This is a genomic window from Nocardia arthritidis NBRC 100137, from assembly GCF_001612765.1.
GTDB classification, from domain to species: domain Bacteria; phylum Actinomycetota; class Actinomycetes; order Mycobacteriales; family Mycobacteriaceae; genus Nocardia; species Nocardia arthritidis.
This window is the reverse complement of the sequence record NZ_BDBB01000045.1, coordinates 42,784-64,000: the sequence shown is the minus strand read 5'-3', so window position 1 is coordinate 64,000 and position 21,217 is coordinate 42,784. Positions and strand designations below refer to the sequence as shown.

Sequence of the window (21,217 nt, the reverse complement as noted above, 5' to 3'; positions counted from 1 at the left end):
CTACCTCGTGCGGGAGACGGGCGTCAGTTGAAAGGGGCGTCGTAATTCACGATTTGCCGGTCCAAAGATCGCCGTCCCCCGGAATAGTCGAGGCGAGCGGGCGCACGCCCGGTGGGGCGCCGCGTTCAATCCGGTCTTAGCAAGCCCTCGAGGACTCGGCGCAGCACGAGTTCGAACATGTCACGTGGTGGTTCTGCGTCGCGGTTCGATGCCTCGAGCGCTGCCGCGAGAAACCGGTGGTCGCCTTGCTTGGCGGTCTTGTGGAGATAGGCCGCCTGGGAGATACGACGCGACCGATCTACGGTCCTGTCACCGACCTCGGCGCGAGCGAACTGTTGGACGAGCGCGTTCAGCACAGCGATTGCCTGCAATTTCACCGGTTCTGGCACGTCGATGTTCGCCATGGCCCGTAGCGCGTACTCGAGGTAGGCGATCGCGTGCGGTCCGACCCGCAACGGCTCGACCGGGATGTCGAGCAGCCACGGGTAGCCGACGTGGACAGTCTTGGCGCGGACTGCCAAGGCGATGAGGTCGTCGATCACCGCACCACTCGGCGCTACGCCGAGATCGATCTGCCCGGCAGCGAAATCGACCATGAGGTCGAGCACCTCATCACGACCGGACACGTAGCGGTACAGCGCCGACTGGCTCACCCCGAGCTTCTGGGCGATCCGGCGAGTGGAGACAGCGGCCAAACCGCCCTGGTCGGCCAGTTCGATCGCGGCGGCTGTGAGGTCGTCCCGGCTGTGCGACGCGGCTGGGCCGCGCCTGCCTTCCGTGCGTTCCCACACGGTCGGGGTCACCCTCGCGGACTGCGTCACTCCCCGTACCCCTCTATCGCCGATGCCTGTCACGCCCTATCCTAAACTGCGTTCGATGATCACAGTTTAGGAGGTTCGAGATGTCACCCGACGCAACATGGGGACCGCGACGATGGGCGCACAACGGAGCGGTACGCCTCGCGTTCGACGAGTTCATGCCACACGCAGGCGCAGACCCATTGCTTATCGCCACGGGGCTGGGCGCAAACAGGCACTGGATACCCGACGGGTTCTGTGCGCAATTGGCCGAATACGGTTTCACCGTAGCGCGATACGACCAACGCGACGGCGGCGAATCGACCAGTCTGCCACCGACAGCTGTGCGGAACCCGATCACCGCGCTGCTGACCCGACGCGGCGCGGCATACACCGCCGAAGAAATGGCGGACGACGGCGCGGCGGTGCTCGACGAACTGGGCTGGAGCTCGGCACATGTGCTCGGCGTCTCCCTCGGCGGCGCGGTCGCCCAGCGGGTCGCCCTTCGACACCCCACCCGCGTACGCACCCTCACATCGGTCCATGCCGTCCCGGGGGATGTCACCGGACTGCGCACACTCCGCTACATCCGGCTGGGCACGCTCGCGAAATTCGCTCAGGTCAAGTTTCCCGACACTCGAGCGGGCGCGATCGAGGCGGGCGTTACGGTGGCGAAACTACTCGCCTCTCCCAGACACGAATTCGACGAAGCGACCGTGCGCACACGATTGGAACACAACCCGGACAGTGGAATTCACGACCAGGAGGCACAGAGCCGGCAGATAGGGGCCCAATGGAGCGGGCCGGCGATCACCGACATCGCTCGACCGACCCTGGTCGTGCACGGAGAAGACGATCCGCTGATCAAAACCAACGCCGCTCATGCCATCGCCTCCCGGATTCCCGGCTCTCGGCTGCTCCTACTTCCCCGAGTCGGACACGACCTACCCGAACACGCATGGAAACCACTCGCCGCCGCAGTCCGCGAACTCGCGGACACCAATGCGTGATCAGCTCTCGCGCAGACAACTTCGACGAGGAAGTACAGATGAAACTGCGCCGATCCACATTCCTGGCGGCACTCGCGGCCACCGTCATCGTGTCGGAACGATCACCGCGCATGCCGACCCGAACCAGCCGACGCCGGTTGTGTCCTATCACGCCGCAGTGGCCGATCGTTCCGTAACCCTCGAGGGCAGTGGCGAATCTGCGCGCTGCCTTCCGGGTCGGCCAATAGCTTGAAGACTGGGTCTTCCAGCGGCTCCGGCAGGTAGTGAAAGCTGGTGCGTGCCCGGCCACCGAACATGCCCGAGGTCTAGATGATCTCGGCAGTGATCAGCAGGTTCCAGATCTCGCTCTGGTCGACGATCTCGACGCCGAGCTTCTGCGCCTTGGCCAGCTTGCTGTCACCGACTCCCGCGCCGGTGATGAGAAGGTCGGTGTTGGCCGAGACCGAGGACGCTGCCGTCGCGCCCGCTTTCTCACACAGGCGTTGGAATGTGGGGCGGGCGACCTTCTCGCCGGAGCGCGGGTCGCTGATAGCGCCGGTGATCACCACCGTCTTTCCTTCCAGTGGCGCGCCGGCCGCGATGACCGGGGGAAGGTCTTCCTCGCGCACGTCCAGGCAGACGCCCGCGGATCGCAGGCGTTCCAGTTCCGGACGCAGGCGAGTGAGGTGCGTGACCAGGGAGGCGGCGACTTTCGGTCCGATGTCCTCCACCGCCAGGAGCCGTTCCTCGCCCGCGTCGGCGACCTGCTCGAGAGAGCCGAATCCCGCTCGGGCCAGTCGAGCGGCGGTGCCGTCGGAGGCCATCGGTATCGCCAGGCCGATCAGTGCGCGGCGCAGGCCGACTCGGCGGCTGGCATCGATCGAGTCGATCATGCGCGCGGCCGAGACCTCGCCGATGCGGTCGAACTCGAGCAGGCGCTCCTTCGTCAGCGTGTAGAAGTCCGACGGGTGCTCCAGGATGCCCGCCTCGGCCAGGCGTTCGATCCACACCTGCCCGATTGCGTCGATGTCCGCCGCCGCCCGCGACGCCCAGTGGATCAGCCTGCGCACCGTCTGCGCGGGGCAGGAGACGTTGGTGCAGAACAATTCTCGGCTGTTGCCCTGCTCGGTCACCGGCTGCCCGCACGAGGGGCAGGTGGTCGGCGGCACGATCTCGCGTTCCTCGCCGGTGCGCCGGGAGGCGTCGAGCACGCCCGCCACGAACGGGATCACGTCGCCTGCGCGGCGCACCAGCACGGTGTCACCGACTTTGATGTCGCGGGCGCGGATCACCTCTTGGTTGGCCAGCGTCGCCTTCGTGACCGTAGTGCCGCCCACGAACACCGGCTCCAGCCAGGCGACCGGCACGATCTTGCCCGTCTTGCCGACGTCCCAGACCACCTCGGTCAGCACCGTGGTCTTCTCCTCGGCGGCGAACTTGAACGCCAGCGCGCCACGAGGGGAGTTCGACCGGGTCCCGGCCGCGGCGTAGGCGTCGCGGTCGGCCAGCCGCAGTACCGCGCCGTCGAGGTCGTAGTCCAATTCGTTGCGACCTTGCTCGATCGCGGTGATCGCGGCCTGAGCTTGCTCGGCGTCGGCGCAGTGGCGCATGTCCGCGCCTGTGATCCCCAGTGCCGCCAGGCCCTCCCGCAGGTCGAGCGCGGCGGAGTCGGCCGGGGTGTCCAAGTCGAAACCGAAGAACCGCAGGCGACGCTCGGCGACAGTTGCCGGGTCCTTCGCCCGAAGCGTGCCCGCCGCGGCGTTGCGCGGATTGATCAGCGGCTTGTCCGGGTGCGCGGTGTTGTAGGCGAGGAAGGTCGAACGCAGCATCACCGCTTCGCCGCGCACCTCCACCCGCCCCGTGAGCTCGATCCGCTCGGGGACGCCGTCGACCAACGCGCGCACTAGTACGGTCACATCGTCGCCGGTGGTGCCATCACCCCGGGTCACGGCACGCGCCAGCCGTCCGTCTTCGAAGACCACGGCCAGCGACAAGCCGTCGAGCTTCGGCATCACCACCACCGGCTGGCCGGGGAAGCGGTCGAAGAACGCCGCGACTTGTTCGGGCTTGGTCGCTTTCTCCAGTGACAGCATCGGACGCGAGTGCCGGACCGGGGCGTGCAGCACTGCGGGCGCGCCGACCTGCTCCAGCGGATTCGGGTCGGGCGTCAGGTTGGGATGCGCCTCGATCAGGCCACGCAGTTCGTTCTCGATCGCGTCGTACTCGGCGTCCGCGACCAGCGGCGAGCCCTGATAGTAAGCGTCGCGCAGCGCCACGATGCGGTCCGCGAGCACCCGGATACGTTCCCCAGTTTCCACAGCACCCGACGCTACCGACACCCACCGACACGCAGGTGAATCGGCTGACCGAGTTCGGTGACCGCGCCATCCACGACGCGACCACCCAGGTCATGTCCGCAGAGTTCGTCCACCGCGACGAGATGGCCGAGTACCGGCGAAGCGCTCCCCGCGGCGTTCTACCTGGATGCTGTGTCCGGTTCGGTGCGTGCGCCTGGCCCTGGTGAGGTGGATCGGGTGGTGCCGTTGGACGCTGGCACGCGAAGGGTTCAACTGACATGGGCGGCGCGTTCGCGGTGTTGCTGCAGCACTGCTGCTGTAGCCGTCGGGGCCGAAGCCCCGCTCGCAGACAGGCGACCCGCACACGCCGGACAGTTCATGGACTCGGCCCGAGCATCGCGAGGGCGTCGTCAGGCCCGGTCTGCGCCCAGACCCGTACTCCGACGGGGTCGGCTAGGTCGTCGCAGCGCAATGTGACCGGAAGGTCGCCGGGTAGGTTGGCCGAAGACGCCGCCGTGGGTGACGATTTCGTCGATGATGCGCCGAGTATTGTTGCGCCAGCGTAGATTCCAGTCGCGAGCGGTGGTCGGCACCGAGCGTAGCCAGGCAGCGTTGCGCAGGCAGTCGGCCGGCGCGGCGTCGTTGATGGTGAGCCTGATGGGCTCGGGCGGCGACGGCAGTGCTTGTGGCGCCGCCGGCAGCGGCGTTGCGGGTGTCGGTGGCCGCTGGCCACGGCGACGTAGCAGGCTGTGGCCTGGATGGCCGATCAGGGCTGTGGGTATGCGGCAGGCCACTGGTCGGCGGGCGGGTGGGCAGCCTGATGGGAAGCGCGAAACGTGAGGTCCCGGACGCGTCGGCGGGGCGGTGCGACGTGGATCGTCCAGCTGATTGCGGCGCGCGGGCCCCGGTGTGGTCGCGAGACTACCTGCGGTAGCGTCGGCGCGACTCAGGCGACTCAGGCTCTCGAGTACAGATGGGCTGCTGCCGGTACTTCTTTGGGCCGATGTTCCTCGAGCCCCGGGAAGTGGCTACCTCCATCAGGGGCCGAGCGCATGCGGGGGGATTCGAGGAGCAGTGCAGCGAGCCCGAGTATGCTCACCTGGTCCGAAACGCTCACGGCCTGTGGGGGTTCCAGGGTGTGCGTGGTTCGCTTCTGTTGTGTCCTGCTCTGCCTCGGGAGGTCGTCGTGCGTGTCGGTCGATTGGTATCGGTTATTGCCGCGGTGATGCTCGCCGCGCTCGTCACCGGCGGCGGCCCCGCCGCCGGACAGAGCGACTACGCGCAGACCGGGCTCACCCTGCACAACAAGTACCGGGCCAAGCACGGTTCCCCGGCCATGACCTTGACCCAGAACCTGAACACCCAGGCCCAGAAATGCGCGCAGTACTACGCCCAAAAGCGCGCGATCGATCACAGCTGCCCTTACAAGAACGGGGTAGGGGAAAACCTCGTCGGGGGACAGGGCAGCTGGGACGCTGTCTCCTTTGTCCAGATGGGCACGCAGATGTGGTACGACGAGATCGAGAACTACGACTTCGACAACCCCGGGTTCAGCATGTCAACGGGTCATTTCACGCAATTGGTGTGGAAGGCCAGCACTCGACTCGGTATCGGGTACGCCTCGGAGGGCGGCTGGACTGTCGTCGTCGGTCTCTACAACCCACCCGGCAACGTGGAGGGGCAGTTCCCCCAGAACGTGGCGCGCCCGCGCTGAGCCGGGCCTGTCCACGGCGATCCTCTCGGCCGTAGCGTGACTTTTCTCGACGCGCTTGCGGTGAGGCTGGTGGAGGCTGTCTGTGGACTCGATTTGGAACCCGAGCAGGCGGCGCTCCCGTTGCAGGTGGTTGCGGCTCAGATCGTGAGTGGCGGAGACGCATTATTCGAACGTGCGCTATTCGTGGTACGCGATACCCTGTGGCACGTGTCTGGCGGGATGGCCTTCGTGCGACGCAGCCAGCCTAGTCGGCTCCCCGATGACGATATCCCGCCACCAAACGGTAGGTGCGATCACCGGCCCGCCTGTAGACGGAGCCCAGCGGCAGGAGCTAGCAAACGTTCTGCGATTTTGAGTAGTGGACTACTCGCGAGATGTGTCCACGTAGGCCGGCCTCAGATGTGATCGAGTTCGGATCTCGACCTGGAGAGCGTGGTGGTAGCCCGTGTGTGCTCAGGCTTCGGGGGCTGCGGCGCGGAGGGCGGGCGAGGGCGGGCAGTCGTTTGATTACGACGCCTTCATCTCCTATACCCACCATGATCGGCCGGTCGCCGCGGGTATGCAGAAAGCTTTGCACCGCATCGGCCGGCGTATGGGCCATTTACATGCCCTGCGGGTGTTCCGCCCGCCAGCATCCACAACAGCCCATGGCCGACGGGGTTCGAACCGCCCCGGCGATAGTTGAGCTTCGCGACCACAGGCCATCCCGGATGGTCCCCTATGACCCGGACATTCGGACCACTCGTGTGTACGACGACGAGCCGACCACCGGGGCCTATCCCGAGGAACGCTCACGCCGCATCTGGGACACGCACCTGTTCGACACCCCGGACCTAGCGCCCTGAAGCCCGGTCATCGGACCCCACCTGCGCGGCGCAGTCCACCTGGGGAGGGATCTGCGCCGAGCGGTTCGATCGTATCCGGTGCGAACACCATCGGGAGTCGCGAGCTGCGTCGGGTGCACCCGCTCGGTGGCGGCTCAGCGAGAAGGACGCAACTCGATGATCGACCGAGAACCCGCCGAGACGACCGAGCCGACGTGTAGGCGGGCCGACTCGGCCAGCGCGTTCACTTGATCGAGGGTGCGTTCCCGGCCGCGGACGTAGCAGAGCATCCGGAGATCTCCCTCGGTGTCCGGTGGGCCGCCCTCGGCATGGCCGATGTGGTCGACGACGAGCACCCTTCCCGTCTCCGAGGCCGCGTCGGCGCATCGCCGCAAGATGCGGACAGCAGCCTCGTCGTCCCAGTCGTGCAGGACACCGGAGAGCAGATAGCCGCCCGCTCCGGCGGGGAGGGGATCGAAGAAGCTGCCGACCTGTGCGTCGGCCCGATGGGCCAGTCCGGCGGAGGCGATGGCCCGATCCGCGCGGGCCACCGGGCCGGGCAGGTCGATCACCGTCCCGCGCAATGCGCCGTGGGCGCGAAGGAGGGCGATGAGCAGGCTGGCGTCGCCGCCACCCACGTCGATGACGTGACCCAGGGCGCCCCAGGGGTAGGCCTCAGCCACCGCGGGCGCGTCCTCGACCAGCCGGGCTCCCATCAGAGCGTCGAAAGACGCCCCCAGGCCGGGGTCGGCGGACAAATCGTCCCAGAACGTACGGCCGAACTGACGTGGGAACGCGGGTTCACCGGTGCGAACGGTGTGCAACAGCTGCACGAAGCACAGATCGGCGCGCCCGACGGCGCCTTCCAGATCGATCCAGCGTCGCACTCCTTCCGGATGATCGTCACGCAGGCGCTCACCCAACGCCGTCAGGCCGTAGGTACCGGGATCCACACGCGACAACACCCCGGCGGACACCAGGTGGTCCAAGAGGCGTCCCAGCGCGTCCCGGTCCGCGTCCACCACCGAGGTCAGCGCCTGGGTCGTCGACGTGCCTGCGGCGATGTGGTCGGCCAGCCGTAGCGTCGCCGCCACCCGGATGGCCATCGGGGTCACCAGGTCGGCGGCCGCCCACAGCGCACCACCCCAGTCCGTCTGATCCTCGGCCATGACCCTCCTCGTTCGACAGCACGCCCTTACCGGACTCCAATGTTCAGCGCAGCGGCACTCTCCAGCACAACCGGGTGCCCGCTGTGCTGCCATCCGGGCCCGCGCCGGGCCGCGACGGTGATAGTTCCGGCCGCCTGCTCGGCGCGCCGAGCAGGATTCGTCAGTCCGCTCGGCGCGACATCGGTGGGCACAGCGCAACCGTCGTCCTCGATGACGACGGTCAGGTCGTCGGCCACCGTGATCTCGATCGCGACCGACTGCCGACGCGAAATCGGTGGGCTGCGCCGCGCCTGGAACGCCGTCAGCGCGCTGCTCGCCATCGCTCCAGGATATTTCACCCCGTGGCGGAAACGAACGGTCAGAAGTCGATGGTGGAGCCGGACGAACGGGAGCGGAGCTTGGAGGCGTAGACCGCGGCCTGGGTGCGCCGTTCCAGCCCCAGTTTGGCGAGCAGCCGGGAGACGTAGTTCTTCACCGTTTTCTCGGCGAGGAACATGCGCTGCGCGATTTGACGGTTGGTCAGTCCTTCGCCGAGGAGGTCGAGGAGTTTGCGTTCCTGCTCGGTTAGTCCGGCCAGGGGACCGTCGTGGTCGGTGTTGGCGCGTAATCGTTGCATGAGGGCGGCGGCGGCGCGGTTGTCCAGTAGGGAGCGCCCCGCACCGACTTCCTTGATGGCTTTGGCCAGCTCCATGCCCTTGATGTCCTTGACCACATAACCGCTGGCCCCGGCCAGGATCGCGTCCAGCATGGCCTGTTCGTCGGTGAACGAGGTGAGGATCAGGCAGCGCAGATCATCGAGTTTGGACAGCAGATCGCGGCACAGCTCGATGCCGTTGCCGTCGGGCAGGCGCACGTCGAGCACGGCGATGTCCGGCCGGAGTGCGGGGATGCGGGCGAGCGCCTGGGCGACGTCGCCCGCTTCGCCGATCACCGACAGTTCCGGGTCGTCGGAGAGCAGGTCGGCGAGGCCGCGACGGACGATCTCGTGGTCGTCGACCAGAAACACCGTGATCATGATGGTGTCCAATCCGGGAGCAGGTGTGTGGTCGACACTACGCATGGGGTGGAAGGCGCGGTACTGACCAAAGTCCCTTTCCCGGACGAATAGGCGCTGCGAAATGGGCGGCGCGGCTGGGCGCGACGCGCAGGAAGCCGGCCCCCACAGGGGATCGGGTCATCGCGTGGGTGCGTCGGAGCGGGCGAGTCCTTCGGCGATCAGGATCCGGTGGGCTTGCCGGGCGGCGGAGAGCTGATCGGAATCGCCTGCTTCGCCACCAGAAGCCGCTTCGAGGCTGCGCGCGAGCACCGCCACCGCGTCGGTGAGTGCCCGTAGGCGGGTGTCCAGTTCATCGAGACGAGGCGATTCCGCTTGCCGGACCGCGGTCTTGTCCGGCAAGGTGCCCGCCAGATCGGTTCCGCGCAGTACCGCCCGCAGGTCCTCCGGCAGCCAGGCGAAGACGTGATCGAGCTGTCCGGGAGAGAACAAGTCGGCCAGCGCGTCGGTCACCGCGCCCGCGAGTGCGTAGGCCTCGTCCCGGGAGACGCCCGCTTCCCGTGCGAACTGATCGACGAACGATGGTACGTCGTGCGAAACGGGGACGTGCGCGGGAACCCAGCCCTCGTAGAAGATTCCGCGCAGGAGTTCGGGCAGCTGGGCGCTCAGGTGCGCGGAGGCGTTGACACCGATGCGGTCACGGACGGTGTGCAGCCAGGCTCGCAAGGCGCGGTGCGCGAAGGGCCGGTCTTCGGTGGCGAGTCCGTCGGCGAGAGTGCGCAGCCATTCGTGTGCGGTGTGAACCGCGGGTGCGAGGGGGTCACGGTGGTAGCTCATGGGGGTGCCTTTCACGAGTGAACCTGGTAACCGGATGCCGCCATCTAGATCTCACGGGGCCGATGCGAGCCGGTGACGGTGAAGGTGTCGGTGACCGGTCGGCGCGGGGTCGGCGCGATCATCTCCGTGTCGTCGGGTGCGGATCCGACGCGGATCAGCACCTGCGGGGTGGCCGGGCGCGGGACCAGACCGCCGAGCAGTCCTCGGGTTGTCGGCAGTTCGGTGATGTGGGTCAGCGCGCAGGTCGCCAGCCCCGCGGCGGTGCACTCCAGCAGCACGGCGGACAACGCCTCCCCGGTGCGCAGCCACTGCGTCACCGAATCGCCTTCGGTGCCGAGCACCACCAGTCGCGCGCGATCCTCCTGCCGGGCTCGTCGCATCGAATGCGGAGCCGGGGGGAACGCGCGGCCGACTCCGACCCGAGCGAATTCCGCGTCGGACACCAGCGCGGCGGCGGGCACGCCCTCCGGGTTCTCGGAATGCCCTGTCCACCATTCCAGTTCGGTCTGATACAGCAAGTCGTGCTTGCGTAGCGCACCGACCTGTTCGGAGGCGGCGGCCAGCCGGGGCCGGGCGCTGTCGTCCAAGACGCTGAGTTCCACCTCGTGCGGGGAAGTGAGCATCCGCAGCCGGGGGAGGATGTCGGCGAAGCCGTCGGGTTCGGCCATCGGCAGCCGGTCGGTGCGTCGCCGGTCGATGGCGAGTGCTCGGCTGTGGATTCCCTCGGGTGGGTCGGCCCACGGCTGGAATTCGATCACCGCCAGGTGGTCGGGTCGCTGCCGGTCGGGTACGCGCGTCGTGTAAGTGTGCCAGCCCTGGTCGGCGAAGGCGGTTCGCGCGTGATGCAGGACGGCTCCGCAGCTGATGACCAGTTGGCGTCCGTGCGGATCGGTCGAGGGCAGTAGTCGGTCGGCGTCGGTGTAGAGGTGCAGGCGCGTGCCGTCGAAGATCCAGCGCCATGGTTGGGTGTTGTGCACCGACGGCGCACGGGTGGCGAGCCGCAGCGCAGCCAGCATCACCCGATGATCGGGTACCGGGAGGGCGGGTGCTTCGTCGTTCGCGGTCATGCTTCGAGTCTTCGCGTAATCGCCGCGGGAGACTACGGGCGTTCCGCCCGGGACGCAGGGTCCTTGGTCCCCTTCGCGTCCGGCGCCGGAACGAACCACGGCCCCACCGCGTCCTCGGCCGCTGTGAGTGCCGTAAGCGGGGGGCGAACGTCCCGATGTGGGGCGTGGCCGCGGCCGACCTCAGCGAGCGGCGGCGCGGCGATTCGGGAGGGTTCCGAAGTAGTAGGAGATACCGACTGCCATCAGCGCGCCACCGGCCGCCGCCGCTATCTTCTCGCCTGTCGTTCGAGGGCCTCCGCGCAGTAGTGCGCTGCCCACCACGAGATTGACGGCCCCCCACGCTATGTTCTCGGTCGGGGAGGAGAGGCCGACGCCGGGCGGGTTCGCGAAGGGAGTGGGGAACCGTTCTCCGCTCAGGCCTTTGACCGTATGCGGGACGGCGTTGACGAGCAGGGCGCCCGCGGCGAACCTGGCGAGCGTGTGTGTCGTGGAACGGATTCCCGTGACCATGTCTCTCCTGGGTGTCAGTGGGGCCGAGAATATCGGAGGTCCCGGATCAGAGTTCGAAGGCGATGCTCAGCAGCGCGACGACGATGTCGCCCGCGGCGTCCACGAGCCGGTCGCGGTCCATCGGCAGCCTGCCGTCGACCCAGTCCACGTAGACCGCGGTGAGGGCGCCGGCCAGGGCGGTGCCGATGGCGGCGAGCGTCTCGTCGCTGCTGGCGAACAGGCCGACGGCGGCGGTGCCGAGAACGGGAGCGAAGGCCCGCACGACCGCGGGCGTCCGGAGGGTGACATGTAAACGCAGGTCATCCTCGGCGAGAGGCTCGCGCAGGAGTACGCGGGCGCGGCGGGGGTCCTGTTCGAAGAAGTCCGCGCAGATGCGCAGCGCGGATCGGACGGCGGCGCGCGGATCGGTAGCGGGCTCCAGGGCGGCGACCCGCTCCCGCAGGGCCGCTTCGACACGGTCGTAGACCGCCCGGATCAGTGTCTCGCGGCTGTCGAAGCTTTCGTAGAAGTAGCGCGGGCTCAGGTTCGCCTGACGCGTCACCGCCCGCATGGTGACCGCGCTCGCTCCCGCCGTACCGAGCAGTTCGAACCCGACGTCCAAGAGTTGTTCGCGGCGATCGCCGGATCGGTCTCGCAGCGTCTGGCCTCGCCAGAGCTTGGGGGCATTCACCCGCTCATCCTCGCATCGGGATGCCGCGCCACCCTGTTGACATCAACCGATTCAACATGAATCATCTGATTCATGTTAGGCGGGCGTGCCGCCTCGCGCGCCCTGCGGCGGGCCGCGGTGAAAGGTTGCCCATGTTCAGCGACGAACAGTTTCAGCAAGCCCTGCGTCGTCCCCGATTGTCGAAACCGGTGCCGGAGTTCCTCAGCACGAACCGGGCGGTGCCGATCCGGGCTGTCCCGGAGTCGGAGCTACAGGCCACGACCGAGGAGTGGTTCGGCGAGTTCGAGCGCAAGCTGGCCTACTACGGGAAGCTCGGCATCGATCTGAGCTGGCTGCTCGACTGGGCGAAGAAGTACTGGTGGAGCTTCCTGGTCCGGGACATGAGCCTCAACCACGAGCTCTACACCGCCGACGTCCGCTACACCGACGTGACCACGTTCGGACGCACGATCGTCGGCATCGACGAGTTCGTGAAGTACAACTTCGCCTTCTTCGACGCCATCCCGGATTGGCGATACGACCCGGTGCCCGGCCAGGTGTACCTCGACGTGACGCCGGAGGGCCGGGTGCGCACCGTCATCCGGTACATCGGCAGCGGCCATTGGGACGGCCCGCTGCGACTGTATCCGTACGACGACAGCGCGCCCGCGCTCCACGGCGACGGCCATTTCATCCAGTGCCCGGCCGTGGACCGCTATCACTTCAACCGGGACGGCCTGATGGAAGAAGGCGAAACCCTCTACGACGCTTTCGATGTCACGCAACGCGCCGGGATCCTGCCCGGCGACGGCAGTTGGCAGTTCCGTGCCCTGCTGGCCGCCTCCAAGCTTCCCGCCCTCGCCAACCGCTTCAGGAGATGACCGAGGTCCTGAGAATCGTCATGGGGTGTCACAGGCGCCGGACCGGTGGTGTCTTGTGCGCGACCGATCGCCGTCTGCTGGATCCTGCTGATGCTCGGCGCGATCATCACCCATCTCCGCGATGGAGAAGTCAGGTTCCTCTTCTTTCGCTGCCGGTGATCCCGTTACGGCGCCCATCTTTTCGCTGCCGCGTAGTCGTGTGCGGGAATGACTTCGATGCCGGCGGGCAGGCGGTAGAGGCGGTGGATGGCGGCGAAGGCGGCGGATCGATCATGGTCGACGAGAAGACCCGGCAGCGGAGGCCTTTCGCGCAGCAGTGCGATCTGCTCGCGGCGCCAGACGGCGTCACCGGCCAGCAGTACGGTCCCACCGCCTCGTACGGCGAGAACGAGCCCGATGCTGCCCGGGGTGTGTCCGGAGAGATCCACCGCCAGGACCGAGCCGTCGCCGAAGAAATCGTGGCTGCGGGGAAAGGTCAGAACCGGAGGTCCGTCGAGGTCGAAGGACGGTGTCGGTCGTGAGCCGAGCGACTCGGCGACTCCGATCGGGGCCGTCGCAGGGTTCGTCGCCCACGCCAGTTCGGCCGTGGTGGCCCGCAGCGCGAGTGACGCCGGAAGATCGAGCAGTCCCGCCACGTGGTCCCAGTGAATATGCGTCGCGATCGCGAAGTCGACCGCGTCGACGGGGATGGCCGACATCGCCAGCGAATCGCCCAGTCCGACAAAGGGTTTCCTCGGCGCGACGAGTCCGCGATATGGGCGGCGCAGCCGCGGCAGGACCCGGGTATGCGCGTCGGCGCACATCGCCGGATCGACCAGGAAACGAGCTTCCGGATGTTCGACGAGGAAACTGGTCATCGCGATCGCTACCGTGGGCGGCCGCAGCGCTCCTTCTATCACCCCGTAAGCCTGGGCGGGCCGCACACCATGGACGAGCGCGGTCAAACGAACTGTGGCCCGTGCCGGGGGCAGTCCCGCGTTCGTGATCGAGCCCAGCAACTCCGCGTCGGGGCGGCGGGGGAACACCGTCCGCCACGGCATCGACATCCCCGCGGCGCAACACGACCACCACGTTCCGGCGGCGCCGGTGCGCGCTGTCAACGGTCCGGTTGATGGCAATCCCACACCCGCCCCTTCCCGCCCGACCGGCAGCGACATGTCCGACGACAGCCTACTCGCGCACCGCACTATGTGAATTCGTGTTCTTATCTATGGTCTAGTGGTTCGCGATTGTTCGTACGGCAGGGTAGTGCGGTCTATTGCTCGGGAGACTCGTTGTTGTGTCGACCTATGGCACTCGCGACGCTAGAGTCGGCAGGTAATAAGTTACTATTGATTCTATATTTCTATACGGGCGTGCCGTGTGGTTGCCGAAAGGGGAGAGGTGGATGGCATCAGTGGAACAGGCCGACGCGAGCGAACGCGCCGCGGCATCGACGGCGCGGCGACTGGCCGCGCTCCTGTTCGGCGTGGGGATACTGCACTTCCTAGCGCCACAACCATTCGATTCGGTGATCCCCGCACAGCTGCCCGGCCGGCCCCGCCTGTACACCCACGGCTCCGGTGTCGCCGAACTCGTCGTGGCCGCCGCGCTCGTCACGCCGCGAACGCGGCGGTGGGGTGGGCGATGGGCGGCCTGGTTGTTCCTGGCGGTGTTTCCGGCCAACATTCAGATGACGGTCGACTGGCTGCGCAACGACCGGATCCCGGCGCCCGTGAAAGCGGTTGCCCTGGTGCGACTTCCGCTGCAAGTCCCGTTGGTGCTCGCCGCCCGGAAGGTGCAACGAGCAGGCCGCGTGCAGCGCTGAGCGGGTCTCGCGGCACACCCTGTTCGCCGGTTGGCGAGGATGGCTGACTCACGGCGGCGTGCCGAACGTACGGCGCTGCGCCGTGGGCTTGTCCGCCGAGCGTTTCCGAGCGACCTCGTGAACGTGCGCCAGGGCAGGGGAGAGACCTGTACCGGACTGACGCCGCGACCTGCGGCGCACGGCAGGGATCCGCGCGATGATGGAGTAGTGCGCACCCGCTATCACGATCACCTCGCGCAGCTCGCCGGTCGACTGCGAGTGATGTGCGCGCGCAATCGTGAAGCCATCGCGATGGCGACCGACGCTCTGCTCGGCGCGGATCTGGAGCTGGCCGAGCGCACCATCGACTACTGCGCCGAAACCGTGGCGATGCGCGAGGACACCGAACACGCCGCGGTCACGCTTCTGGCGCTCGAGGCGCCGGTGGCGGGTGAACTGCGGCGGGTGGTGACCGCGTTGCAGTTGGTCGACGACCTCACCCGGATGAGCACCCTGACCGAGCACATCGCCCGTACCGCGAGGCGCAGGCATCCCGCCGACGCCGTCCCCGGAGCGGTGCGCGACCTGGTGAGTCACATGGGTGAGACGGCGGTCGACCTCGCTGATGCCGCGGTCGGCGTACTGACCACCGCCGACCCCGGCGACGCCGCGGATCTCGACGCCCGCGACGACACCATGGACGATCTGCACCGCGATCTGCTCGCTGCGATCCTCGCCGAGGGCTGGGACAACGGCACCGCCGCTGCGGTCGATGTCACCCTGCTGGGCCGCTACTACGAACGCTTCGCCGACCATGCCGTCGAGGTCGGCCGCCGCACCCTGTACATGACCACCGGGCATCGGCCCGACGACCCGGCTCTGCAATCCAGCTAGACCCGGGCGGTAAGCGACCATCGCGATACAAGAATCCAGGCCGGCCCCGAAGGGCCGGCCCGGAATTCGCTCAGACGGATCAGGCGAGGTCGAACCGATCGTTCTCGACCACCTTGACCCACGCGGCGACGAAGTCGTTCACGAACTTCGCCCCGGCGTCGTCCTGCGCGTACACCTCGGCCAGTGCCCGCAGCACCGAGTGCGACCCGAAGATGAGGTCGTTGGCGGTGGCCGTCCACTTGGCCGCACCGGAGGACCGGTCGAAGCCTTCGTAGACGTTCTCCGCCGACTCGGACGACTTCCACTCGGTGTCCTGGTCGAGCAGGTTGACGAAGAAGTCGTTCGTCAGCACGCCCGGCCGGTCGGTGAACACACCGTGGTCGGTGCCGCCGTAGTTGGCGCCCAAGGCTCGCAGGCCGCCGATGAGCACCGTGAGCTCAGGAGCGGTCACGTCCAGCATGTAGGCCCGGTCGAGCAACAGATGCTCCAGCGGGGCCTTCTCGCCGCTCCGCACGTAGTTGCGGAACCCGTCGGCCCGCGGTTCCAGCACCGCGAACGACTCGACGTCGGTGCTCTCCTGGGTCGCATCCGTCCGCCCCGGCGTGAACGGCACGGTGACGTCGTGCCCGGCGTCCTTCGCGGCCTTCTCGATCGCCGCGGACCCGGCCAGGATGATCAGGTCGGCCAGCGAGACCTTCTTGCCGCCGGAGGCGGAGCCGTTGAAGTCCTGCTGGATCTGCTCGAGCACCGGGAGTACCTTGGCCAGCTCGTCCGGCTCGTTGACCGCCCAGTTCTTCTGCGGCTCGAGACGAATCCGGGCACCGTTGGCGCCGCCGCGCTTGTCGGTGCTGCGGTAGCTGGCTGCCGACGCCCAGGCGGTCTTGACCAGTTGCGCGACCGACAGGCCGGACTCGAGGACCTTGCTCTTCAGGGCCGCGATGTCCTGCTCGTCGATCAGCTCGTGGTCGACGGCGGGAACCGGATCCTGCCACAGCTGCGGCTCGGGAACCCACGGCCCGAGGTAGCGGCTGATCGGTCCCATGTCGCGGTGCAGCAGCTTGTACCACGCCTTGGCGAACGCCTCGGCCAGCTCTTCGGGGTGCTCCAGCCAGCGACGGGTGATCTCGCCGTAGATCGGGTCTTCCCGCAGCGCGAGGTCCGTGGTCAGCATCGTCGGGGTACGCGCGGGGCCGCCGAACGGATCCGGGATGGCACCCTCGCCCGCCCCGTCCTTCGGCTTCCACTGCCAGGCTCCGGCGGGGCTCTTGGTCAGCTCCCACTCGTAGCCGTACAGGTTCTGCAGGAAGCCGTTCCCCCACCGGGTCGGGGTGGACGTCCAGACGACCTCCAGGCCGCTGGTGATGGCGTCCTTGCCCTTGCCTGTGCCGTAGGCGCTCTTCCAGCCCAGGCCCTGTTGCTCGATCGGGGCGCCTTCCGGCTCGGCGCCCACCAGACCGGCGTCGCCGGCGCCGTGGGTCTTGCCGAAGCTGTGGCCGCCGACGATCAGCGCGGCGGTCTCCTCGTCGTTCATCGCCATGCGGCCGAACGTCTCCCGGATGTCCCGCGCGGCGGCCACCGGATCGGGCTGACCGTTGGGGCCTTCCGGGTTCACGTAGATCAGACCCATCTGGACCGCGCCGAGCGGGCCCGCGAGTTCACGGTCGCCGCTGTAGCGCTCGTCGCCGAGCCAGGTGTCCTCCGGGCCCCAGAAGACCTCTTCCGGCTCCCAGATGTCCGGGCGGCCGAAGCCGAAACCGAAGGTCTGGAAGCCCATCGACTCCAAGGCCACGTTACCTGCGAAGACGAGCAGGTCGGCCCAGGAGATCTTGTTGCCGTACTTCTGCTTGACCGGCCACAGCAGCCGGCGAGCCTTGTCCAGATTGGCGTTGTCCGGCCAGCTGTTGAGCGGCGCGAAGCGCTGCGCGCCCTGACCGCCGCCGCCGCGGCCGTCGGCGATGCGGTAGGTACCCGCGGCGTGCCAGCTCATCCGGATGAACAGGCCGCCGTAGTTGCCGTAGTCGGCAGGCCACCAGTCCTGCGAATTGGTCAGGACCGCGGCGACGTCGGCCTTGAGGGCATCGACGTCGAGTTTCGCGAACTCCGCGGGGTAGTCGAAGTCCTCACCCAGGGGGTTGGATTTGGACGAATGGGCGTGCAGCACCGAGACATCGATCTGCTCCGGCCACCAGTCCTTGTTGCTGTGGGGGCGATGATCCGTCTTCGCGGTGGGCGACGGGATCGCCGGGTTCTCACTTTCGCTTGCGCTGTGAGTTTCGGTGTCAGGATTGGGCGGGCGGCTATCGGATGACACAGCATTCCTTCCTGAATGAGTGATGTGGGCTGCGATCACGGATGTGATCGGGAAGCCTGTGCTTCCACACAGTCGGGACACAGGCCCCAGTAGATGACTTCGGCCTCATCGATCGAGAACCCGCTGTCATCGGACGCGGTCAGACACGGGGCATCGCCGATGGCGCAGTCGACATCGGCGATCACCCCGCACGCCCGGCATACGACGTGGTGGTGATTGTCGCCGACCCGCGACTCGTAGCGAGCGACGGACCCGGAGGGCTGGATACGCCGCACCAGGCCGGTAGCGGTGAGTGCGTTCAACGAGTCGTACACCGTTTGATGGGACACCTCGGGCAGCGCGGATCGAACCGCACGGATGATCGACTCCGTGTCGGCGTGCGGATGGTCGTGCACCGCGCTGAGCACCGCTACCCGGGGACGGGTCACACGCAGCGAAACTCCTCGCAGCAGCTGCTGGAATTCCGTGGCCGTTGGCATGCACGGAAGTCTCGTCCGCTTTCTGGAACGAGTCAAGAGTGTGTCCGAAAGTCGCGCTCTCCCAATCGAGATCGGTGCTTCCGGGCCTGGTAGCCGGTCAGCGGCGCGGGTGGGGCGGGTCCACCGCCGGGCGTTCCCGGGTGCCCCGGCGTGGCGCCCGGAGGGTCACCGATTCCTCCGGAAATCCGGCGTCAAGGCCGGAAGACGGATCGGATGCACCCTTCCTTTTTGTGCTTGAAGATGTCGTAGCCGTACACCGCGTCGTCGAGTGGCATGTCGTGGGTGATCAAATAGGACGGGTCGAGGTCACCCTGCTGGATGTAATCGAACATCCGGGGCACATACCGCTGCCCGAATTGCTGTGCGGTGCGGATGGTGAGGCCTTTGTTCGTCACGACCCCCATGGGGAACTTGTCGGTGAGTCCGTAGATGCCGAGCACCGCGACGACGCCGCCTTTCCGGCACGCGAGAGTCGCTTCTCGCAGCGGTGCCGCGCGATCGGATTCCAGCCGCAGGAGTTGTTTGGCTTTGTCGTACATCTGCTGGAGTCCGGTGCCGTGCCCTTCCATCCCGACGGCATCGATGCAGGCGTCCGGGCCGCGGCCACCAGTGCTCTCGCGCAGCATCTCCTGGACGCTGTCGACGGCGGTGTAGTCGATGGTCTCCGCGCCGAACTGCTCACTCGCGACGCGCAGCCGCTCGGGGAACCGGTCGATGACGAAAATCCGGTCGGCGTCGAGCAGGCGGGCGGTGTGCCCGGCCATCAATCCGACGCCGCCGCTGCCCCACACGGCGACGGTGTCACCCGGGTGGATGTTGCAGAACTCGGCGCCCATCAGGCCCGTCGGTACGGCATCGGACAGGAACAATGCCTGTTCGTCGGTGATGCCTTCCGGTATCCGGAAGCAGTTGACGTCGCCGAAGGGGACGCGGACATATTCCGCGTGTGATCCCTGATAGCCGCCGAAGGGGTGGGTGTAACCGTAGATTCCACCGCTCGGATAGCCGAGCAGCGGTTGTTGCAGCGCACCGTTCGGATTGGTGGTGTCGCACATCGAATAGAGTTCGTGGTCGCAATACCAGCACGATGCGCACCCGATGAAGGACGGGACGACGACGCGGTCGCCCACCTTTGTCGAGCCGACCTCGGCTCCGATTTCGACGACTTCGCCCATGAATTCGTGCCCGAAAACGTCACCTTCCCGCATCCCGGGCAGATATCCGTCGATGAAATGCAGGTCGGAGCCGCAGGTGGTGGTCAGCCGCACCTGCACGATGACATCGTGCGGATTGACCAGCGTCGGATCGGGCACGGTTTCCACGGCGAGGTCGTTGACGCCGTTCCAGCAGAGCGCACGCATGTCTCCTCCTGTTCACCGAGCCGACGAGCGAGCGCTCGGATTGTGGGCGAGAGTGGGCATTTCGCCGGTCTGCAGCCGGGCTCGGGCTCGATAGAGGGCGGTGAACATGACCGCGCCGGTCAGCAGGTCGGGCAGTGGGGTCCGCGCCCGCATGGTCACTTCGGTGCCCAGATTGCGCGGCGCGTCCCGGAAGCCGAGGTCGACCTCGATGCCACGGGCGGAGGCGCTGTCCTCGTCGTCGGAGCCGACGAAGCGCAGGTGCCCGTCCTCCTCGCGCAGGGTTGTCTTCCAGGTCGTGCGCCCGTCGGTGCCGGAGTGCAACGTCCACTCGTAGGTCGACGGTTCGGTCGATCTGACCTCGGCGATATCGCCGAGCACCTCGGACAGGTTCGCCGGGTCGCGCCAGAACCGCTCGACTTCGGCTCGCGGGCGAGCGATGGTCACGGTTTGGCTGCTCGAATAGCTACTCGCCGACTCGATCAGCCGCCCCACGAGGTCGCTCAGCAAATGCTTGGTGTCATCGATGTAGTGCATGGGGCCTCCTGTTGCTCTCCGTAGTCGCCAGACACTTCGACGCGCACGAGAAGCACCGTGCCCTGCTGGTCAGCGGCACGAATCGTCGGTCGCAGAGGACGCGGAGCAAGTACTGCCGCCCATGTCCTCTGCGGTCTCGAAGCGGCTACCCGCCGCCGGATACGCCAAACCGGATTCGCCGTTCTCGCTCGATTCCGGCAAGGTCAGCGGGAGCGGAGCTCGCCGTCCTCAGCTGTCGGCCGCCGACCGGGGTCGCGCTCGGCGGCCGGCCCCTGCCCCACGAGCGCCGTCAGATCATCTCGCTCGGCCGATCTCGGCCTTCTTCGCCGCCAGCCGCGCGGCGAATTCGGGGGATTCGAGAGAGGCCACCTGCGGAACGATCTCGGCATCGACCGCATCGGCGTGGGCGGCGAGATTCGCGGTGTGGCGCATGGTGCGCTTGGTGGTGATGAGCAGGTCGCGCGGCGCGTGGGCCGCGGCCGCGGCGAACTCGACCGCGCCGGCGAGCAGTGCGTCGTGGTCACCGTCGATCACCCGGTGCGCCAAACCGGCGCCGAGGGCGGCCTCGGCGTCGAGGATCTCCCCGAACAGCGTCATCGCGGCGGCTCGTTGCGGCCCGACGGCGCGTTGCAGCATCCAGGTCATCCCGCCACCCGGATGAATGCCGAGCCGCAGGAACCGGGCGTCGAACCGGGCGTGCGGACCGGCGATCCGCACGTCGGCGGCCAAGGCCAAGTTGAGTCCCGCGCCGACGGCAGCGCCGCCGACCGCCGCGACGGTCGGCAGTGCGCATCGCGCGACCGCGAGGAATCCGTCGTAGATCACCCGCAGCCCCTGCTCGCGGGCCTCGCCGAGCGCGCTGAGATCGGCGCCAGCGCAGAACGCCGGCGGGGTTCCGGTGACGACCACCGCGTGCACGCCGGTATCGCGCTCGGCCTCGGCCACCGCGGCGGCCAGTTGTCCGGACAGATCCGGGGTCAACGCGTTCCGCCGATCCGGGTCGTGCACGGTGATGACCGCGACCTTGTCCCGCCGCTCTGTGCTGATCTCCGCCATGACCGGGATCGTAGGCGCCCGGGAGCGGCCGGTGGACACGCACGTGATGATTGCCGCTTTCCAATCGC

Annotated in this window: 20 protein-coding genes; 5 read left to right on the top strand and 15 right to left on the bottom strand. The window is 67.6% G+C overall.

The features are described from left to right. Positions 1 to 125: 125 nt before the first annotated feature. Positions 126 to 821, bottom strand: coding sequence for a TetR/AcrR family transcriptional regulator (locus NA8_RS26790; protein ID WP_218019515.1), 696 nt, complete (start codon positions 819 to 821; stop codon positions 126 to 128). Between the two features lie 80 nt (positions 822 to 901). On the opposite strand from NA8_RS26790, the gene NA8_RS26785 reads away from it, so the two are divergent. Then, on the top strand, positions 902 to 1,807 hold the full coding sequence (locus NA8_RS26785; RefSeq protein WP_063053123.1) for an alpha/beta fold hydrolase: 906 nt from the start codon (positions 902 to 904) through the stop codon (positions 1,805 to 1,807). A 305-nt stretch (positions 1,808 to 2,112) separates the two neighbouring features. Here the strand turns inward: NA8_RS26785 and ligA are convergent, their stop codons facing one another. Then, positions 2,113 to 4,104 (bottom strand): NAD-dependent DNA ligase LigA, encoded by a 1,992-nt coding sequence (gene ligA / locus NA8_RS26775; protein ID WP_063053121.1) that lies wholly within the window; start codon positions 4,102 to 4,104, stop codon positions 2,113 to 2,115. A 1,165-nt stretch (positions 4,105 to 5,269) separates the two neighbouring features. Here ligA and NA8_RS26770 point away from each other — a divergent pair. After that, complete coding sequence (locus NA8_RS26770) at positions 5,270 to 5,797, top strand: CAP family protein (protein WP_169810569.1); 528 nt, start codon at positions 5,270 to 5,272, stop codon at positions 5,795 to 5,797. Between the two features lie 979 nt (positions 5,798 to 6,776). Here NA8_RS26770 and NA8_RS26765 read toward each other — a convergent pair. From NA8_RS26765 to NA8_RS26735, 7 genes are all read right to left on the bottom strand, one after another. After that, complete coding sequence (locus NA8_RS26765) at positions 6,777 to 7,790, bottom strand: methyltransferase (RefSeq protein WP_063053119.1); 1,014 nt, start codon at positions 7,788 to 7,790, stop codon at positions 6,777 to 6,779. 26 nt (positions 7,791 to 7,816) lie between these two features. Then, on the bottom strand, positions 7,817 to 8,110 hold the full coding sequence (locus NA8_RS34590; RefSeq protein ID WP_063053118.1) for a sensor histidine kinase: 294 nt from the start codon (positions 8,108 to 8,110) through the stop codon (positions 7,817 to 7,819). 38 nt (positions 8,111 to 8,148) lie between these two features. Beyond that, positions 8,149 to 8,805 (bottom strand): response regulator, encoded by a 657-nt coding sequence (locus NA8_RS26755; protein ID WP_063053137.1) that lies wholly within the window; start codon positions 8,803 to 8,805, stop codon positions 8,149 to 8,151. 159 nt (positions 8,806 to 8,964) lie between these two features. Beyond that, positions 8,965 to 9,621: a DUF2267 domain-containing protein gene (locus tag NA8_RS26750; protein ID WP_063053117.1), complete on the bottom strand. Its 657-nt coding sequence runs from the start codon at positions 9,619 to 9,621 to the stop codon at positions 8,965 to 8,967. Positions 9,622 to 9,665: 44 nt separating this feature from the next. After that, positions 9,666 to 10,688 (bottom strand): Acg family FMN-binding oxidoreductase, encoded by a 1,023-nt coding sequence (locus NA8_RS26745; protein WP_063053116.1) that lies wholly within the window; start codon positions 10,686 to 10,688, stop codon positions 9,666 to 9,668. Positions 10,689 to 10,868: 180 nt separating this feature from the next. After that, positions 10,869 to 11,198: a hypothetical protein gene (locus NA8_RS26740; RefSeq protein WP_063053115.1), complete on the bottom strand. Its 330-nt coding sequence runs from the start codon at positions 11,196 to 11,198 to the stop codon at positions 10,869 to 10,871. Between the two features lie 46 nt (positions 11,199 to 11,244). Continuing rightward, positions 11,245 to 11,868, bottom strand: coding sequence for a TetR/AcrR family transcriptional regulator (locus tag NA8_RS26735; protein ID WP_063053114.1), 624 nt, complete (start codon positions 11,866 to 11,868; stop codon positions 11,245 to 11,247). Positions 11,869 to 11,999: 131 nt separating this feature from the next. On the opposite strand from NA8_RS26735, the gene NA8_RS26730 reads away from it, so the two are divergent. Beyond that, complete coding sequence (locus NA8_RS26730) at positions 12,000 to 12,728, top strand: hypothetical protein (protein ID WP_063053113.1); 729 nt, start codon at positions 12,000 to 12,002, stop codon at positions 12,726 to 12,728. Positions 12,729 to 12,892: 164 nt separating this feature from the next. Here the strand turns inward: NA8_RS26730 and NA8_RS26725 are convergent, their stop codons facing one another. Then, positions 12,893 to 13,885: an MBL fold metallo-hydrolase gene (locus NA8_RS26725; RefSeq protein ID WP_084467100.1), complete on the bottom strand. Its 993-nt coding sequence runs from the start codon at positions 13,883 to 13,885 to the stop codon at positions 12,893 to 12,895. Between the two features lie 230 nt (positions 13,886 to 14,115). Between NA8_RS26725 and NA8_RS26720 the strand changes: the two genes are divergently transcribed. Both NA8_RS26720 and NA8_RS26715 read left to right on the top strand, forming a co-directional pair. Then, positions 14,116 to 14,535 carry a DoxX family protein gene (locus NA8_RS26720; RefSeq protein WP_063053111.1) on the top strand — a complete coding sequence of 140 codons (420 nt, stop codon included), beginning with the start codon at positions 14,116 to 14,118 and terminating at the stop codon, positions 14,533 to 14,535. Between the two features lie 207 nt (positions 14,536 to 14,742). Beyond that, entirely contained in the window at positions 14,743 to 15,408 is a 666-nt protein-coding gene (locus NA8_RS26715) for a phosphate signaling complex PhoU family protein (protein WP_063053110.1), read from the top strand. Between the two features lie 79 nt (positions 15,409 to 15,487). On the opposite strand, the gene katG is transcribed toward NA8_RS26715, so the two are convergent. The 5 genes from katG to NA8_RS26690 form a co-directional block, all read right to left on the bottom strand. Then, the gene (katG, locus tag NA8_RS26710; RefSeq protein WP_063053109.1) at positions 15,488 to 17,719 is read right to left on the bottom strand and encodes a catalase/peroxidase HPI; all 2,232 of its coding nucleotides are present in this window, start codon (positions 17,717 to 17,719) and stop codon (positions 15,488 to 15,490) included. Positions 17,720 to 17,754: 35 nt separating this feature from the next. Then, positions 17,755 to 18,198, bottom strand: coding sequence for a Fur family transcriptional regulator (locus NA8_RS26705; RefSeq protein ID WP_063053108.1), 444 nt, complete (start codon positions 18,196 to 18,198; stop codon positions 17,755 to 17,757). 191 nt (positions 18,199 to 18,389) lie between these two features. Then, positions 18,390 to 19,559 (bottom strand): zinc-dependent alcohol dehydrogenase, encoded by a 1,170-nt coding sequence (locus NA8_RS26700; protein WP_063053107.1) that lies wholly within the window; start codon positions 19,557 to 19,559, stop codon positions 18,390 to 18,392. 12 nt (positions 19,560 to 19,571) lie between these two features. Then, positions 19,572 to 20,093 carry an SRPBCC family protein gene (locus NA8_RS26695; protein WP_063053106.1) on the bottom strand — a complete coding sequence of 174 codons (522 nt, stop codon included), beginning with the start codon at positions 20,091 to 20,093 and terminating at the stop codon, positions 19,572 to 19,574. 294 nt (positions 20,094 to 20,387) lie between these two features. Next, positions 20,388 to 21,149 carry an enoyl-CoA hydratase gene (locus NA8_RS26690; protein ID WP_063053105.1) on the bottom strand — a complete coding sequence of 254 codons (762 nt, stop codon included), beginning with the start codon at positions 21,147 to 21,149 and terminating at the stop codon, positions 20,388 to 20,390. Positions 21,150 to 21,217 lie beyond the last annotated feature (68 nt).